At 71.1% G+C, this 16265-nt stretch carries 19 protein-coding genes; 9 read left to right on the top strand and 10 right to left on the bottom strand.

The window, feature by feature from the left end; translation table 11 throughout:
- Positions 1 to 349 precede the first annotated feature (349 nt).
- The gene (locus tag OHA19_RS18480; RefSeq protein ID WP_405750803.1) at positions 350 to 1408 is read right to left on the bottom strand and encodes a C40 family peptidase; all 1059 of its coding nucleotides are present in this window, start codon (positions 1406 to 1408) and stop codon (positions 350 to 352) included.
- A gap of 246 nt (positions 1409 to 1654) precedes the next feature.
- On the bottom strand, positions 1655 to 2431 hold the full coding sequence (locus OHA19_RS18475; RefSeq protein WP_405750800.1) for a class I SAM-dependent methyltransferase: 777 nt from the start codon (positions 2429 to 2431) through the stop codon (positions 1655 to 1657).
- A gap of 214 nt (positions 2432 to 2645) precedes the next feature.
- Here OHA19_RS18475 and mshA point away from each other — a divergent pair, with 214 nt between their 5' ends.
- The 3 genes from mshA to OHA19_RS18460 all read left to right on the top strand — a co-directional run bounded on the left by mshA (position 2646) and on the right by OHA19_RS18460 (position 6495).
- Entirely contained in the window at positions 2646 to 3998 is a 1353-nt protein-coding gene (gene mshA / locus OHA19_RS18470; protein WP_405715208.1) for a D-inositol-3-phosphate glycosyltransferase, read from the top strand.
- Positions 3991 to 4545: a YbjN domain-containing protein gene (locus tag OHA19_RS18465; RefSeq protein WP_405750798.1), complete on the top strand. Its 555-nt coding sequence runs from the start codon at positions 3991 to 3993 to the stop codon at positions 4543 to 4545. Before mshA ends, OHA19_RS18465 begins: the two co-directional genes overlap by 8 nt.
- Positions 4546 to 4752: 207 nt before the next feature.
- Positions 4753 to 6495: a glycosyl hydrolase family 28-related protein gene (locus tag OHA19_RS18460; RefSeq protein WP_405750796.1), complete on the top strand. Its 1743-nt coding sequence runs from the start codon at positions 4753 to 4755 to the stop codon at positions 6493 to 6495.
- 25 nt (positions 6496 to 6520) lie between these two features.
- Here OHA19_RS18460 and OHA19_RS18455 read toward each other — a convergent pair whose 3' ends face one another.
- Positions 6521 to 7531, bottom strand: a complete 1011-nt coding sequence (locus tag OHA19_RS18455; protein WP_405750793.1) for a phosphotransferase family protein — start codon at positions 7529 to 7531, stop codon at positions 6521 to 6523.
- Between the two features lie 186 nt (positions 7532 to 7717).
- On the opposite strand from OHA19_RS18455, the gene OHA19_RS18450 reads away from it, so the two are divergent.
- Positions 7718 to 8515, top strand: a complete 798-nt coding sequence (locus tag OHA19_RS18450; protein ID WP_405750791.1) for a hypothetical protein — start codon at positions 7718 to 7720, stop codon at positions 8513 to 8515.
- 115 nt (positions 8516 to 8630) lie between these two features.
- The gene (locus OHA19_RS18445) at positions 8631 to 8972 is read left to right on the top strand and encodes an SCO0607 family lipoprotein (RefSeq protein WP_405715217.1); all 342 of its coding nucleotides are present in this window, start codon (positions 8631 to 8633) and stop codon (positions 8970 to 8972) included.
- Positions 8973 to 8991: 19 nt separating this feature from the next.
- Here OHA19_RS18445 and OHA19_RS18440 read toward each other — a convergent pair whose 3' ends face one another.
- Both OHA19_RS18440 and OHA19_RS18435 read right to left on the bottom strand, forming a co-directional pair.
- A complete protein-coding gene (locus tag OHA19_RS18440) occupies positions 8992 to 9234 on the bottom strand; it encodes a hypothetical protein (RefSeq protein WP_405715219.1) in 243 nt (80 codons plus the stop codon).
- Entirely contained in the window at positions 9231 to 9479 is a 249-nt protein-coding gene (locus tag OHA19_RS18435; protein WP_124717261.1) for a hypothetical protein, read from the bottom strand. Before OHA19_RS18435 ends, OHA19_RS18440 begins: the two co-directional genes overlap by 4 nt.
- Before the next feature lie 136 nt (positions 9480 to 9615).
- Between OHA19_RS18435 and OHA19_RS18430 the strand changes: the two genes are divergently transcribed.
- Together OHA19_RS18430 and OHA19_RS18425 are read left to right on the top strand one after the other, a co-directional pair.
- The gene (locus tag OHA19_RS18430) at positions 9616 to 10266 is read left to right on the top strand and encodes an AAA family ATPase (RefSeq protein ID WP_405750789.1); all 651 of its coding nucleotides are present in this window, start codon (positions 9616 to 9618) and stop codon (positions 10264 to 10266) included.
- Positions 10263 to 10676, top strand: coding sequence for a hypothetical protein (locus OHA19_RS18425; RefSeq protein ID WP_405715223.1), 414 nt, complete (start codon positions 10263 to 10265; stop codon positions 10674 to 10676). Before OHA19_RS18430 ends, OHA19_RS18425 begins: the two co-directional genes overlap by 4 nt.
- A 26-nt stretch (positions 10677 to 10702) precedes the next feature.
- Here the strand turns inward: OHA19_RS18425 and OHA19_RS18420 are convergent, their stop codons facing one another.
- Complete coding sequence (locus tag OHA19_RS18420) at positions 10703 to 11305, bottom strand: hypothetical protein (RefSeq protein WP_405715225.1); 603 nt, start codon at positions 11303 to 11305, stop codon at positions 10703 to 10705.
- A gap of 59 nt (positions 11306 to 11364) precedes the next feature.
- Complete coding sequence (locus tag OHA19_RS18415) at positions 11365 to 11670, bottom strand: hypothetical protein (protein WP_405750786.1); 306 nt, start codon at positions 11668 to 11670, stop codon at positions 11365 to 11367.
- A 267-nt stretch (positions 11671 to 11937) separates the two neighbouring features.
- On the opposite strand from OHA19_RS18415, the gene OHA19_RS18410 reads away from it, so the two are divergent.
- On the top strand, positions 11938 to 12615 hold the full coding sequence (locus OHA19_RS18410; protein ID WP_405715229.1) for a GAP family protein: 678 nt from the start codon (positions 11938 to 11940) through the stop codon (positions 12613 to 12615).
- A 105-nt stretch (positions 12616 to 12720) separates the two neighbouring features.
- On the opposite strand, the gene OHA19_RS18405 is transcribed toward OHA19_RS18410, so the two are convergent.
- Positions 12721 to 13479, bottom strand: coding sequence for a phosphoglyceromutase (locus tag OHA19_RS18405; protein ID WP_405715231.1), 759 nt, complete (start codon positions 13477 to 13479; stop codon positions 12721 to 12723).
- 229 nt (positions 13480 to 13708) lie between these two features.
- On the opposite strand from OHA19_RS18405, the gene OHA19_RS18400 reads away from it, so the two are divergent.
- Positions 13709 to 15031 (top strand): MDR family MFS transporter, encoded by a 1323-nt coding sequence (locus OHA19_RS18400; protein ID WP_405715233.1) that lies wholly within the window; start codon positions 13709 to 13711, stop codon positions 15029 to 15031.
- 149 nt (positions 15032 to 15180) lie between these two features.
- Here the strand turns inward: OHA19_RS18400 and OHA19_RS18395 are convergent, their stop codons facing one another.
- A complete protein-coding gene (locus OHA19_RS18395; RefSeq protein WP_266689495.1) occupies positions 15181 to 15330 on the bottom strand; it encodes a hypothetical protein in 150 nt (49 codons plus the stop codon).
- Positions 15331 to 15554: 224 nt separating this feature from the next.
- The gene (gene phoU, locus OHA19_RS18390) at positions 15555 to 16232 is read right to left on the bottom strand and encodes a phosphate signaling complex protein PhoU (protein WP_124717249.1); all 678 of its coding nucleotides are present in this window, start codon (positions 16230 to 16232) and stop codon (positions 15555 to 15557) included.
- Positions 16233 to 16265: the final 33 nt, after the last annotated feature.

Genomic DNA, 16265 nt, shown 5'->3' with positions numbered 1-16265 from the left:
CGGTGGAACGGAATGGCGTTCCGCGATGGGCCTCCGGCATATGCACAGCCATAAGCCGCGTCAGGTCACGGATCCGGCGAGATGGGCCGGGCCCGGGGCGGGTATCGGGACATGACAAAGGTCACGCGGGTGGTGGGCCGCAGGTGGCGCGGGTCACGCGGGTGCGGGTGCGGGGCGATCAGGGCCGCTCGCGAGGGCGCCCCGCACGTTCGCGGAGGCCGCCCGGAGCTCCGGACGGCCTCCGCGCTGCGGCGCTGCGGACCCCGCGCGGGCGTCCCGCGGAGCTTGCCGAAGCCACCCGGACGCGCCGCGGACGAGGTGCCGGGCGCCCCGCCGAGGCATCCGGCGCCTACTTGTCCGGGCGCACGACCCCGAGTATCTGCATCGAGCCCGCGCCCGCCAGCGTGACATTGCGGCCGGGGCGGGGGGAGTGGACGATCGCGCCGTCGCCGACGTACATGCCCACGTGACTGGCGTCACCGTGGTAGATGATCAGGTCGCCGGGGCGCATGTCCTTGATCGCGATGTGCGGCAGCAGCCGCCACTGTTCCTGCGAGGTGCGGGGGATCGGCCGTCCCGCCGCCAGCCAGGCCTGTGACGTGAGCCCCGAGCAGTCGTACGACTTGGGGCCCTCGGCGCCCCAGACGTACGGCTTGCCGATCTGCGCGGTCGCGAAGGCCACCGCCTCCTTGCCGCGCGCGCTCGCCTCCCGGTTGATGTCCTTGAGGGCGCCGGAGCTGAGCCAGGCCGTCTGCTGCTTGTACTCGGCCTCCTGCTCCAGCTTGAGCAGGCGGGCCAGCTCCTCCTTCTTCAGCTGCGATTCCAGCTTCTTCGCCGCGGCGATCTGCGCGTTGATCTTCTTCTTGGCCTTGGCCTGCTTGATCCGGTTGGCTTCCAGCTTCTTCCAGTTGGTGCTCGCGTCCTTGGTGTACGTCTCCAGGTCCTGCTGGGTCCTGGTCAGTTCGCCGAGCACGCCCTGGGCGGCCTGCTGGCCCTCCCTGACGCGGTTCACCCCGTCCAGGAACAGCTGGGGGTCGTCGCTGAGCATGAACTGGGCGCCGGGCGGCAGCCCTCCGGTGCGGTACTGCTCGCGCGCCTGGGCGCCCGCCTGGCTCTTGATCTCGGCGATCTTCGACTGGCCCACGACTATGGCGCGGGCCAGCTTCACGATCTCGCCGGACTGCTTCTCGGCCTTCTCCTCGGCGAGGTTGTACGCATCGGTGGCCGCCCCGGCCTTGCGGTAGAGGGCGTCGATCTCCTTGCGTACCTCTTCGAGGCTCTTCTCCGGCGCCCCGGGGTCGGAGGAGGCCGGCGGTACGGGCTTGGCGAAGGCCTGGACCGGCGTGATGAGCGCGGACAGCGCGCAGACCAGCGTGATCGCGGCTGAGGCACAGTGACGTCGGTTCACGAGATTCCCCCCGAATGAATCTGATTTACCGTCAGTAACTTTTCGCCGATGTCGAGATCGTGCCATGCCGTACCGAAAAGCAACAGAGGCGCACGGCCGCAGTCCTGACGGTCGCTCTCCCCGGTTCGCCGTGAACCCCCCTCGGAATTCCCCGGCTCCCTCATGTCTGGACGAACGATGCCCCGTCCGCGTTCCCGTCCGCCGCCCCGGACCCGGAGCCGTCGCGCCTGTTCAGTCGGAGCCGGGCTACGGGTTGGGCCGGAGGGCGGCCCATTCCACCGTGACCTCGCCCTGGCGCCACCGCCGTACTCCGTCGGCCAGCGGCCAGTCGCCCGACAGGGACCGCACCGCCGTGATCCAGCGCTGCCGAGCGCCCAGCGAGGCGTACGGGGCCGCCGCGGCCCAGGCCCGGTCGAAGTCCCGCAGGAACGCGTGGACCGGTTCGCCCGGCACATTGCGGTGGATCAGCGCCTTGGGCAGGCGCTCCGCGAGGTCGGAGGGGCGGTCCAGGGAGGCGAGCCGGGCCGCGAACGTGACCGTGCGCGGACCCTCCGGGCCGAGCGCCACCCACACGTGCCGGCGCCCGATCTCGTCGCAGGTGCCCTCGACCAGCAGCCCGCCCGGCGCGAGGCGGGCGCACAGCCGGCGCCAGACCGCGGCGACCTCGCCCTCGTCGTACTGGCGCAGCACGTTCGCCGCCCGGATCAGGTCGGGGCGCTCGGGGAGCGGGATCTCGAAGCCGCCGTGCAGGAAGGTCAGGCCCTCGCGCTCGTACGGCCTCGCCGCCGCGACCCGCTCCGGGTCGATCTCGACGCCGACCACGGCCGTGCGCGGCTCGGCGGTGCGCAGCCGGTGCAGCAGCTCGACGGCGGTCCAGGGCGCGGCGCCGTACCCGAGGTCGACGGCGACGGGGTGGTCGGCGCGGCGCAGGGCGGGGCCGTGGGTGGCGGCGATCCAGCGGTCCATGCGGCGCAGCCGGTTCGGGTTGGTGGTCCCGCGGGTCGCGGTGCCGATGGGGCGCATGACAGCGAGCGTAACGATCTCGCGAGGGGCGGCGGGCGGCGCGGGGGCCGGTCCGGCGGGCGGGTGACGCGTGCCCGGACGCCGCCGGGGTGCGGCACACGCACCGTAATGATTTGGTAAAGCGGAAATGAAAGGAGAGATTCCGCTGTTGCAGCCGTTCGCAGGGGCTCGGGTCCCTCAGCCGTCATGCCCTGAGTGAGGAGGACCGGACGACGTGAGCCAGTACGTCTCCCGGCTCGGCAGCAGCCGGGTCGCACCGCGCCTCAGGTTCCCCGCCGCGTTCCCCGGCGGCCACCGCAGACCCCGCCGCATCGCGATGCTCTCCGTGCACACCTCACCGCTGCACCAGCCGGGCACCGGCGACGCGGGCGGCATGAACGTCTACATCGTGGAGCTGGCCAGGCGGCTCGCCGCGATCAACATCGAGGTGGAGATCTTCACCCGGTCCACCACCGGCGGGCTGCCCCCGGTGGTCGAGCTGGCCCCCGGTGTCCTGGTCCGGCACGTGGACGCCGGACCGTACGAGGGACTGGCCAAGGAGGAGCTGCCCGCCCAGCTCTGCGCCTTCACGCACGGCGTGATGCAGGCGTGGGCCGGCCAGCGCCCCGGCTACTACGACCTCGTCCACTCCCACTACTGGCTCTCCGGGCATGTCGGCTGGCTCGCCGCCCAGCGCTGGGGAGTCCCGCTCGTCCACGCCATGCACACCATGGCGAAGGTCAAGAACGCGGCGCTCGCGGAGGGCGACACCCCCGAGCCGGCGGCCCGCGTCATCGGCGAGACCCAGATAGTCAGCGCGGCGAACCGGCTGATCGCCAACACCACCGGGGAGGCGGACGAGCTGGTCCGCTTCTACGAGGCCGATCCCGGGTCCGTCGCAGTCGTCCACCCCGGGGTCAATCTGGACCGCTTCAGCCCCGCCGACGGGCGGGCCGCGGCACGGGCGCGCCTCGGGCTGCCGAGCGACGCCCTGATCCCGCTCTTCGCGGGCCGCATCCAGCCACTGAAGGCCCCGGACGTGCTGCTGCGTGCGGTCGCCGTCCTGCTGGACCGCGATCCCACGCTGCGCTCCCGGATGGTCGTACCGGTCGTCGGCGGCCCGAGCGGCAGCGGGCTCGCCAAGCCGGAGGGGCTGCAGAAGCTGGCGGCGAGGCTGGGCATCGCCGACGTCGTACGGTTCCAGCCGCCGGTCGGGCAGGAGCAGCTCGCCGACTGGTTCCGGGCCGCCTCCGTGCTGGTCATGCCCTCGCACAGCGAGTCCTTCGGCCTGGTCGCCATAGAGGCGCAGGCGGCGGGCACCCCGGTCGTCGCGGCGGCCGTGGGCGGTCTGCCGGTGGCGGTGCGGGACGGGGTCAGCGGCTTCCTGATACCCGGGCACGACCCGCAGGCGTACGCGCAGGCGCTGGCCCGGTTCGCCGACGCGCCGGAACTCGTCGCCCGGATGGGTGCCGCGGCCGCCGCGCACGCCCAGGGCTTCGGCTGGGACACCGCCGCGTCCGCGACGGCCGACGTGTACACGGCCGCGATGCAGGAACACCGCCGTCGCGTACGCTCGCACCATGGCTGACGTACCCGACTGCGAGCCCGACGGAGCGGCACCGAGCGAAGCGGCGACGGCACGGGCCGCGCAGGTCATCGAGGCGTCTCTGAAGGACGCCGGGCTCGAATGGGAGAGCCCCGCGCCGGGCGATTACGTGGTCAAGCTGCCCGGCACGCGCAAGCTGTCCACCACCTGCTCGCTGCGCGTCGGCCGGCACTCGCTCTCCCTCAACGCCTTCGTCGTCCGCCACCCGGACGAGAACGACGCCGCGGTCCACCGCTGGCTGCTGGAGCGCAACCTCCGCCTCTTCGGCGTGAGTTACGCGATCGACCCGCTCGGCGACATCTATCTGGTCGGCAAGCTGCCGCTCTCCGTGGTCACCCCGCAGGAGCTGGACCGGCTGCTCGGCACGGTCCTCGAAGCGGCCGACGGTTCCTTCAACACCCTGCTGGAGCTGGGCTTCGCGAGCGCGATCCGCAAGGAGTACGAGTGGCGGGTGTCGCGCGGCGAGTCGACGCGAAACCTGGACGCGTTCACGCATCTGACCCAGCGCCCGGCCGACCGGACCGGCTGACTGCACCGCCGTCCGGTCCGGCACTCCGCCCCGGCTGACCGTCATCGCTGAACGTCCGGGAACATCGCTGGACTCCCGCGAACATCGCAGAAGTTCCGCGAGGGCTTCCGAGGGCTCCCGACCGTGGATTCGCCGGTGCGTGCCTCTTTCGGCGCCCCTGGGGGCCGTGGCATGCTCGCCGCCGACGCAGATATGAACGTCGTTCACATGGATGAAAGGCGGCTCGGAATCATGGCGATCGGATTCATCGAGAACAAGGGGCACATCAGCAGGCGCGGGCTGCTGGCCGGCGCCGTGGCCGTCGCCGCGACGGCGGTCGGCGCCACCGGCCCGGCCTCCGCCGCCACCCGGGGGACCACGGCAGCCGCCGCCGGTGCCCCACGGGCGGCCACCCCGCTCTGGCGGGAGTTCGCCGCCGCCCCGTTCACCCACCCGCAGATCCCGTTCGTCGGCCGGGCCGGCTACCGCGGCGGCTCCCGCCCGCCCCGGCACACCGGCCGGGGCTTCACCGCGGACGTCCGGCACTACGGTGCCGAGCCCGGCGGCTCCGCCGACGCCGCCCCCGCGATCAACCGCGCCATCGCCGCCGCCGGAGAGCGCGGCGGCGGCACGGTGCTCATCCCCGAAGGCGCGTACCGCATCGACGACATCATCCGGATCGGCCACAGCGACGTGGTGGTGCGCGGCGCGGGCAGTGGGCGTACCGAGCTGTACGCGACCAGGAACCTCACCGAGCTGATCGGGGCGTACGGCAGCCGGTACGGCGGCGACAAATCCAGCTGGTCCTGGGCCGGCGGCCTCATCTGGCTCTGCCCCAAGGACCGTTGGGCCTCGCTCACCGACGCGATCCGGGCGAAGGACTGGCCCTTCGAGGGCTGGACCGGCAACCGGCGCGACGAATGGCGGACCCTGACCGCCGTCGCCCCGGCACGCCGTGGCGACCGCTCGGTCACCGTCGACGACCCGACGGGGCTGCGGCGCGGCGGACTCGTCCTGCTCCGCCTCGCCGACGACGCCGGCCACACGCTCCTGGAGCACATGGCGGGCGGCGGCCCCGGTCCCGAGACGTACCCCTGGGACGACAAGACCAAGCTGACCTCGTACGTCCCCTACGAGTGGCCGGTCCGCGTCACCTCCGTACACGGTCACCGGGTCACCCTGGAGCGCCCGCTCCCGCTCGACGTCCGGCCCGAGTGGGATCCGCGGCTGACCACCCTCGTCACCCCGCTCACCGGCTCCGGCGTCGAGGGCCTCACGCTCCAAGCGGTCGAGACCCCGCAGTCGCCGCATCTGCTCGACAAGGGGTACAACGGCGTCGCGTTCCAGTGCGCGTACGACTGCTGGGCCGACGACATCACCGTCCGCCACGTGGACAACGGCTTCGGACTGGTCGCCGCATCCGCCTGCACCCTGCGCCGCACCCGGGTCGCCGGCCGGGGCTCGCACCATCCGTACTACTGCCGCGAGGGCTCGCACGACAACCTGATCGAGGACTTCACCGTCGAGCAGCGCACCGTACCGGCGCCCGCCGGGACCCAGCTGCACGGCATCAACGTGGAGGGCCTGTCCAGCCACAACGTCTGGTCGCGCGGCGTGATGGAGATGGGCACCTTCGACTCGCACCGGGGGATGCCGTTCGCCGACGTCCGCACCGACATCACGGTGAACAACAACGGGCGGCATGGCGGCGACGCGAGCGCCGGGCCGCTCTTCGGCGCCCGCTTCACGCACTGGAACATCCGGGTCACCAACGGCCGGGCGGGACTGATGCGGATCGACGGACTGGCCCCGTACAGCGCGACCGTCGGCATCAGCGAGGTGACGGAGTCCGACCAGATCGACGTCCCCGATTTCACCGGCGATCTGCACACCAGGCTGGAGGCGTACGGCACACCGGAGGCGGTGTGGCCGCCCAATCTGTACGAGGCCCAGCGGGCCTTGGACGGCTGAGGCGCACGGGGGCGGACGCCGCGGCTCAGCCCCCGGTCCGCAGTGCCGACTCCACGTCCGCCAGGGCCGATTCGAGCTGCGGGGCGACGTGTGTCCACGCCCAGTCCAGGTCCTCCTGGGCGGCGCGGCGCGGGACGGTCTCCACCAGCATGATCAGGTAGAGGTAGCAGCGGTAGAGCGCGAGCCGCAGCCGCACCGACGCGTCGAACGCCACCGGCCGCCCGCTGCCGTCCGCGTACCCGGCGAGGAAGTCCTCGTCCTCCGCCATGTTCCCGAACAGGGCGAGCGATACGAAGTCGGCGACCGGGTCGCCCCAGAACATCCGCTCGCCGTCGACGATCCCGCCGATGGTCCGCGCACCGGGCTCGCCGTCGACGAGCAGGTTGCCCTGCCACAGGTCGAAGTGGACCAGGGCGGGTCGCGTGACGTCGTCGAGCGCCGGCGACGCGGCGGCGAGCAGGGCGCGGATGCCGGCCGCCGGGCGCGGCAGCCGGGCCCGGTAGGTGTCCGCGTCGGCGAGGACGGCGTCGGTCATCGCGGTGAACGCCTGCCGCCAGGACGGGCTCAACGGGCCCACCGCCAGGGACGGATAGCCGAAGCCGGCGGGGTTGGTGACGGTGTGCAGCCGGGCGACGGTGCGCCCCAGGTCGGTGCGGAGCGTGCGGACTTCCGTGGCGGACAGCGAGCCGGGAGCGAACTCGCTCCAGGGCCGGCCGGGGCAGGCCGACATGACGATGTACGGGCCGGTCGGCGCGGCCGGGTCGAGCTCGCTGTGCAGGAGGCGGGGGACCGGTGCCGAACCGTCCGCCGAGGTGTAGAACACGGCCTCGTTGACCAGCAGGTTGCGCTCGTAGCCCATCAGGGTTCCGGGGGTCGCGGGCGGCGGTATCTTCACCACCCGGTCGCTGCCGTCCGTGAGCGTCACCCGGGAGACCGTGTTGAACGTGCCTCCGGCGAGCGGCGCGCATCGGGTGATCCGGTCCTCCGTCAGTCCAACGGAGCGGAGAACGGCCGAGGTTGTTCCGTCTGTCTGCATGGGAGCGATTGTGTCTCCGCGCCGGGCTCCGGTGTGGATCGCGGCGGCCATGGACGACGCCTTCACAGGATGATCACAGCGCCGTCACGATCACATCCCGTGCCCGACTTGATTGATCATCAAACCAATTTCTGCTCATAGAGTGAGCAAAACCGATCACCCTGCTCATAGAGACGGACCGGACCAATGCGTTCCACCGCCGTACGCCGTACCGCCGTTGCCGCCACCGCGGTGTCCCTGGCCCTGTTCGCCACCGCATGCGGCGGTTCGGACTCCGGTTCCTCCGACAAGGGGGACAAGGGGGCGGGCGCCAAGGGCAAGGACTCCGCGTCCGCCGCGCCCGCGGCCAAGGCGCTGAGCGCCGCCGAGCTGGAGAAGGCCGCGCTGACCCAGGGCGACGTCAAGGGGCACAAGATCTCCAAGGCCGCGGCCAAGGACACGATCGCCGTCGACGACATCAAGACTGGGAAGAAGGTCTGCGCCCCGTTCGCCAATGCGCTGATGGGCGCTCAGATCGGCGAGCCGGGCGCGTTCACCAAGCGCACGGTCGTCAGCGAGCCGAAGAAGGGCGACCTGGCGAAGCAGGACAGCGGAGACGCCGAGGAGGCGTTCAAGGCCGCGTTCGACATCACGACGACGCAGCTGGCCCTCGGTTCGTACGACGGCAAGGGTGCGCAGGAGTCGGTCGCCTCGCTGCGCACCGCGGCCACCGAGTGCGCCGGCGGCTTCGAGTTCACTGCGGCCGGTGAGAAGCAGAAGGTCGCCAAGATCACCGAGGAGCAGGTCAAGGGCGGCGAGGAGGCGGCCGCCTGGACCGTTCAGGTGGAGCAGGGCGGGGAGAAGGTCGAGTTCAAGCTCGTGGCGATGCGTCAGGGCGCCTCGTTCGCCTCGTTCTCCTCGATGAACCTGGCCGCGATGGGCGGTGGCGGGGACTTCGAGCTGCCGACCGCGGTGGTCGAGGCGCAGGCCGCGAAGCTGGCGTAGGGCCGGGTGCGGGGCGGGCGAGTACCGGGCGCCCCGCACGTGAGTATTCGTACTCATGATCGGTGTTTCGCGCTCCGTGCAGGCTGGTAGTACCAGTCAGCAGCGAGGAGCGACCATGTACGGGATCAGCCGAATCAGCCGGGCGGCGTCCGCGAGGCGCGGGCGTCGCCCGAGCCGCGCCGCGGCAGGACTCGCCGTGGCCGCCGCGACCGTGGCGGCACTGACCACGGGCTGCTCGATCGAGGACGCGATCTGCGGCGGTGGCGAGTACCCGGTCATGACGATCGGGGCCACCGGATCGGCCTGCGTGTCCGACGACGAGGACCCGCCGAAGGGGTACGTCCGGTACCCGAAGGGCAAGGTCCCCGAGCACGTGGACGACAAGTGGGACGTGTACTGGCGGACCCACAGCGTGGACAAGGACGGCCGGATCATCGAAGTCCCGGCCGGTTCCTAGGAGTCGGGCCGCCGGCGGTTCAGGGCAGTGGGACGAGCCTCACCACGGTGACGATCAGGACGGACCCGGAGACGTAGTAGAGCACGATCGCCCCGGCGACCGTCGCCTCTCGGCGGTCGTGCTCGCTCTTGACGGCCGACGAGCCGTGTCCGTACGGGTCGAGGCCCAGGGTGCGCGCCATCTCGGTGCGGAAGGTCTCGCCGTCGCGCATCTTGGCCAGGGAGTCGTCGGCGGGCGGTGCGTAGGAGATGCGGAAGCTCAAGCGACGCTCCGCCTCTCGGCCTCGTCCTGCGCCAGTCGGTCCAGGATCTTCTCGGCCTCCGGATCGGGTACGGCCTCCAGCATCCAGTGCCGCATGACCGCCTGGATCTCGCCCACACCTGCGTCGTTGATGGCGCGGTCGAACTCCTCGCGTCTCTCCTCGGGCAACGCGGCACGGATGGCCGGAATGCTGTTGGGCACGTCGACCTCGGCGCCGCCGACGAAGGTCTTCAGGGGCTCGCCCATGATTGCTCTCCCCGCTCTCCTTGCTTCCTCCGCACGGCCCGTCCGGTCGGTTCCGCCGTCGCGCGGGCCGGTGCTCGGGACACCGTAGCGCCAGTGCCGACGGCGAACACGCGACCCCACGCGATACGTTCGCCCCGTGACAGCGACATCATGGGACATATTGCTGATCGGTGGGGCTTCAGGCGTCGGCAAGAGCCGGGCGGCCGCCCAACTGGCCGGAGAACCGGGTGAATCGAAGGGGTTCGTGGTCGAGTTCGACGACGTCGTCAGCGCCGTCGAGGCCATGACGTCGGCCGAACACCACCCCGCACTCCACCACTTCGACGGCATCCCCGACACGGAGCGGCTCGGCGTCGACCGGGTGCTGGACCTCCAGATCGCCACCGCCAGGGCCCTCGAACCCGCGGTGCTGGGCGTGGTCCGCAACCGCCTGACCGTCGACGTACCCGCCGTGATCGAGGGCGACTACCTCACCCCGGCCGCCGCGGCGGAAGCGATCCGGGAGGGACGGGCGGCCGGTCGCCGGGTGCGGGCGGTGTTCCTGCACGAGGGCGACCCGGACCGGATCACCGCCAACTACGCCTCCCGGGAACCCGACAGCGGCGACCAGCGGCACCGGGCGGAGGTCAGTGCCGCGTACTCGCACTGGCTCGCCGGCCAGGCGGCCCGGCACGGACTTCCGGTGGTCGAATGCCGCCCCTGGGACGGCCTCGCGGGGCGCGTGGAGCGGGCGTTGGGACAGGACGGGCCGGTGATGTCAGACCCCGGCCATACGCTCGGACCATGAGCGTTTCTTTTTACTACAGCGCCCGCCGGGCACAGCCGCTGACCGGTGCCGAGTCGGCCGCCGTCGAGCGCGTGGTCGCCGCGCGCGCCGAGTCGTTCCCGTACGAAGATGAGGAGAGCCTCTATCTGTACGGCCTGGGTGGTGACGGTGACCAGGACGACGAGATCTTCGCCGGGTCCACGAAACTGCCGAGCGACCCCGGTCGGTGGCTGCCGGTGACGGCCCATGTGCTCGACTCCGTCACCGAGTTGCGCCGCGCCGTCGGGGGAGCGCAGTGGCACGTCCACATGGACGACGTCGACGTCCCGTGGGACGAGACCGAGGGCTACGCCCTGCCGGGCATGCGGGACGAGGCACTCGCCGCCGAACTGGGCGGCCTCTCCGCCACCCCGGACGAACAGGGCGGGTGAGGGGGCCGGGCGACTGCCGTCCGGCGTCATCGGGGTGGGCCGAGTACCTCGTCGGCGCTGCGGGGTTCTGTCCGCGGCTGCTGGTTGAGCTTGTGGCGCTCGATGGAGGATCGCCGGTAGACCTCCTTGCGGGCCCGCATGATGTTGCCGAGGGGCGCGTGTTCGGCGGTGACCCGCCACGGCGTGAAGGACAGCGCGTCCATCTTCTCCAGGTTCTCCGGGCCGGAGATGTCCTGCCGCGGCAGCCGCAGTTTCGCCACGGTGGTGGACGGTGAGAGCTGCTCGGGCCATTCCACGGTGGTGTCCTCCACAGGCATGCGCTCCAGGTCGGTGCAGAGCTGGACCTGGATGTCGAAGGTGTAGGGCCGCTCCCGCAGTTCGGCTTGCAGAGCCGGCCGGAAGACCTCCTGCGCGGAGGCCGGGTCGATGTCGCGCCGGACCACCGCGGCGGCGGCGGACGGGTCGGGGGTGATACGGACCTTGGCGATGTACTCCCCGTGCCGGACCGCGCCCATCGTCCAGTAGCTCGACAGCAGCAGGTTCGCCGGAGGGGTCTTCGACAGGCGCAGGAAGGCCAGGAACTCGTCCCATGCCCAGTCGTCCTGGTCGAGGGTTCCCTTTCCGGTCACGAAATCGGTGAAGAAGCGACGTGCGCCGGGTCGGCCCTGGGCGAAGTAGGACGGCGCGTTCAGGAACAATTCCTGGATGAACAGGTAGTGCTCGACCGTGTTGCAGAAGAAGACCGGGCCGTTGATGTTGGCGTAGTCGAATGTGCCTGCAGGCGGCGCCGGACCGGCTTCTCGGGGATGGTGACGCTGCCGGTTCCGCCGTGATGCCCGGCCACCGGGTCCTTCTCGCCGGGGTAGCCGATGAAGTTGCCAGCGTTGACCCACTCGGCCTTGATGAACTCGAACCGCCGTTCCAGGTGGGCCCCGATGAAGGCTCCGACCAGGCCGCGGTCGGCACCGTCGTCCTCCAGCACACCCTCGGGCATCAATCCTCACCACGGATGCGCCGCCCCGCATTTCTGGGCGTGAGGGTCACCAGGGGCGGACCCGTGAGAAATTTCGGCACGGCGAAGCCCGGCCCCCTGACCACTTCCCGTTCACCCCGCCGGAGCCGATCGCGTTCCGTGCCGCGTCCGCTCCCGAGGACAGATCGGGCCAGGCGCAGGAAGATGGAACCGGGACATGCCGAGTGCGTATGCGTCACCACTCCTAGCAGCCCCTTTCGCCACCCTGACTGCCGTACGGAGGCAACCATGGGCGAAGTTCTCGGTGACGTACTGGGTTTCTCGGCCGCCGTCGCGGTCAGCCCGCTCCCGATCATCGCCATCATCCTCATACTCGCCACGCCCCGGGGACGTCTCAACGGAGTCCTGTTCACCGTCGGCTGGATCCTGGGACTCTCGGCGCTGGGTGCGGTGATGCTGGCGGTCGCTTCCCCCGCAGGTGCCTCCGCCCACAACCAGCCGGCCACCTGGGTGGGAGCCCTCAAGCTCGCTCTGGGCTTGTTCCTCGTCCTCTTCGGTGCCCGGCAATGGCATCGACGTCCCAAGGATCCCTCGCAGGCCCAGCTGCCGAAATGGATGAGTGCGATCGACCGCCTCGCGCCGGTCAAGGTCTTCGCCCTCGGGCTGGCCCTGGCCGCGCTCAACGCCAAGAACGCCCCGCTGACCATCGCTGCGGGCGCCGCGATCGGCTCGGCCGGACTGCCGGTCGGGCAGCAGATCGCATCGCTGGCGATCTTCGTCCTGATCGCCACCCTCGGCCTGCTGGCCCCGCTGGGGGTCTTCCTGCTCGGGGGAGAACGGGCCAAGACCACGCTCGGCAACTGGAAGGACTGGGCAGCTCAGCACAATGGCGCGGTGATGGCCGTCCTGTTCTTCGTTCTCGGCTTGAAACTGCTCGGAGACGGCATCTCCATCCTCGTCTCCTGAAAGAGTCTCCTGACAGACCTGCCGCCGTCCTCGATACGGCCCCGGGGCAGCGACGAGCCCCCTGCTCGCGGGCAATCCGCAGGCAGGGGGCTCGATCGTTCGGGGCTACTTCTTGCCCTGGTTCTTCACGGCCTCGATGGCGGCCTTCGCCGCGTCCGGGTCGAGGTAGGTGCCGCCCGGCTTCAGGGGGCGGAAGTCGGCGTCCAGCTCGTAGACGAGCGGGATGCCGGTCGGGATGTTCAGGCCCGCGATGTCGGCGTCGGAGATGCCGTCGAGGTGCTTGACCAGGGCCCGGAGGCTGTTGCCGTGGGCGGCGACCAGGACGGTCCGGCCGTCGAGCAGGTCCGGCACGATGTCGTCGTACCAGTACGGCAGCATGCGGTTGACGACGTCCTTGAGGCACTCGGTGCGCGGGCGCAGCTCCGGCGGGATCGACGCGTAGCGCGGGTCGTCGCTCTGCGAGAACTCGGTACCGTCCTCAAGGGCGGGCGGCGGGGTGTCGTAGGAGCGGCGCCAGAGCATGAACTGCTCCTCGCCGAACTCGGCGAGCGTCTGGGCCTTGTCCTTGCCCTGCAGGGCGCCGTAGTGGCGCTCGTTCAGCCGCCAGGAGCGGTGGACCGGGATCCAGTGGCGGTCCGCGGACTCCAGCGCGAGCTGCGCGGTGCGGATGGCGCGCTTCTGGAGAGAGGTGTGCAGGACATCGGGGAGCAGACCGGCGTCCTTGAGCAGCTCACCGCCGCGGACTGCCTCCTTCTCGCCCTTCTCCGTGAGATTGACGTCCACCCAGCCGGTGAACAGGTTCTTCGCGTTCCATTCGCTCTCGCCGTGGCGGAGGAGGATCAGCTTGTACGGTGCGTCGGCCATGGGCCCGAGCGTAATCGAACCCGTACGAGCCCCGCGCGGCCGGTCACAGGGCGGACAAGGGGACGGGCGGCGAGGTCGGGACAGGGGGCGGGGCGGGCGGCCGGAGCCGGGACGATTGACGGTCGGCGTCAATTGACTGGCGAACCGGAATCCAGGATTCGTAACGTTCGTACAGCCACCGGGACTCTTACCGGGGTGTCCGTTCCGCACTTCCCTGGGGGGATTCCGCATGTCTGTCGCCGGTCTCAGACGGGCCGCACACGAATCCGTGTCCGGGCTCCCCAGGCAGTTCTGGTGGCTGTGGACCAGCACGCTGGTCAACCGTCTCGGAGCGTTCGTCGCCACGTTCATGGCGCTGTATCTGACCCTGGACCGGGGCTACTCGGCCTCGTACGCCGGTCTGGTCGCCGCGCTGCACGGGCTCGGCGGGGTGGTCTCCTCGCTCGGGGCGGGGGTGATGACCGACCGGCTCGGCCGCCGGCCCACCATGCTCATCGCGCAGACCTCGACGGCCGTGTCCGTGGCCGTGCTCGGGTTCATGGTCCACCCGGTGGCGATCGCGGTGGTCGCCTTCTTCGTCGGCATGGCGAGCAACGCGTCGCGGCCCGCCGTGCAGGCGATGATGGCCGACATCGTCCGGCCCGAGGACCGGGTACGGGCCTTCTCGCTCAACTACTGGGCCATCAACCTCGGCTTCGCCGTCTCCTCGGCAGGCGCCGGGTTCGTCGCCGAGTACAGCTATCTCGCCGGGTTCCTCGGCGAGGCCGCGATGACGCTGTTCTGCGCCGTCGTCGTCTTCCTGAAGGTGCCGGAGTCGCGGCCGGAGATGTCGGCGAAGCCGGTGGTCTCCGGGGGCGCGGGTGACGACGGCGGGGACGAGGTCCGGCTCTCCACCGTGCTGCGCGACGGCCGGTTCATGAGCGTCGTCGGGCTGTCCTTCGTCATCGCCCTGATCTTCCAGCAGGGGTACGTGGGGCTGCCGGTGGCCATGGGGACGGACGGATTCTCCAGCTCCGACTTCGGCACCGCGGTCGCCGTCAACGGGGTGCTGATCGTGGTGCTCCAGATCCCCGTCACCCGCTTCATCCAGCACCGTGACCCGCGCCGGCTGCTCGTCGTGTCGTCGCTGCTGGCGGGGTACGGATTCGGGCTGACCGCGTTCGCCGGGTCGGTCGCCGTCTACGCGCTGACCATCTGCGTCTGGACGGTCGCCGAGATCGTCAACTCGCCGATCCAGAGCAGCCTGGTCGTCCGGCTGTCGCCGGCCCGGGGCCGGGGCCGCTACCAGGGCATGTACACGATGTCGTGGTCCGCGGCCGCGCTGATCGCGCCGCTGATGTCGGGCCTGGTGATCGACCGGTTCGGGGCGCAGTGGCTGTGGGGCGCGTGCGCCGTCCTGGGGACCGGGGCCGCGCTGGGCTACTGGCTGCTGATGCGGAACCTGTCGGGGGCGGAAGGGGCGTCGGCGCCCGAGGGCGGCAGCCGGGTGGCGGGGAGCGGCGGGGGAGAGCCCGCATCCGGGGCCGAGGCCGCCGTCGAGCGGACGGGCTGAGCGCCGCCCCCGCTCACCGCGTCCGCCCCCGCTCACCGCGTCCACCCCCGCTCACCGCGTCCGCCTCGTCACCGCGTCCGCGCACGGCGGCGCCCCGCGCGGAGCGGTCGTCTCCGCGCGGGGCGCACTCGGCATCGCGTGGCAGCCGGTCAGCCGCAGCAGCCACCGCACTGGCACGGGCCCCCGGACTGGCAGCCGCAGCCGCAGCCCGAGCCGCAGCCGCAGGCACCGAGCAGGGTCAGGTGCACCACTTCGGCGGGTGCCTCCTGCTGAGGGTCGGTCGTGGGGGAATCGGCCATGGTTCCTCCTCAAGGCGTACGACAGGGTCGTACGCCACGAAGACGCGCGTACGACCGGGGCGTACGGACAAGGCGTGCCGCCCCACCCCATTGGATGCCCACCCCGGCGGGCGCATCAACGGCGCACACACGCAGAAACATTTGTGCGACCCGATGCGCCCACGCACGCCCGTACGCGCCCCGGCAACGTTCCTCGGTCACGCGCCCCGGCTACGCGCCTTCGGCTACGCGCCCTCCACCGACGCCTGCTGCTGGATCTCGTCGGCGTGCTCGCCCGTCACCAGGTACACGACCCGCTTGGCGACCGACACCGCGTGGTCCGCGAAGCGCTCGTAGTAGCGGCCGAGCAGCGTCACGTCCACGGCCGTCTCGATGCCGTGCTTCCAGCGGTCGTCCATCAGGTGCTGGAACAGCGTGCGGTGCAGCAGGTCCATCTCGTCGTCGTCCTGCTCCAGCTGGAGCGCGAGGTCGACGTCCTTGGTGATGATCACCTCGGCGGCCTTGGCCATCAGGCGCTGTGCCAGCTGCCCCATCTCCAGGATGGTGGCGTGCAGGTCGTGCGGGACCGCTGACTGCGGGAACCGCAGCCGGGCCAGCTTGGCGACGTGCTGGGCGAGGTCGCCGGAGCGCTCCAGGTCGGCGCTCATCCGCAGGGAGGTGACCACGATGCGCAGATCCGTCGCCACGGGCTGCTGACGCGCGAGCAGGGCGATGGCTCGCGCCTCCAGGTCGTGCTGAAGGTCGTCGACCTTCTGGTCCGCGGCGATCACGCTCTCCGCGAGCTTGAGATCGGCATCGAGCATGGACGTCGTCGCCCGGCCGATCGCCGACCCGACGAGCCTGGCCATCTCGACCAGCCCTTCTCCGATCGAGTCGAGTTCCTCGTGGTACGCGTCACGCATGGAAGTCCCTCTCCAGTCCTCTGTGTAAGGCCG

The organism is Streptomyces sp. NBC_00012 (genome assembly GCF_045040875.1).
Classification (GTDB): domain Bacteria; phylum Actinomycetota; class Actinomycetes; order Streptomycetales; family Streptomycetaceae; genus Streptomyces.
Note: the sequence above shows the minus strand (reverse complement) of the source record. Positions and strands in the feature narration are given on the sequence as shown.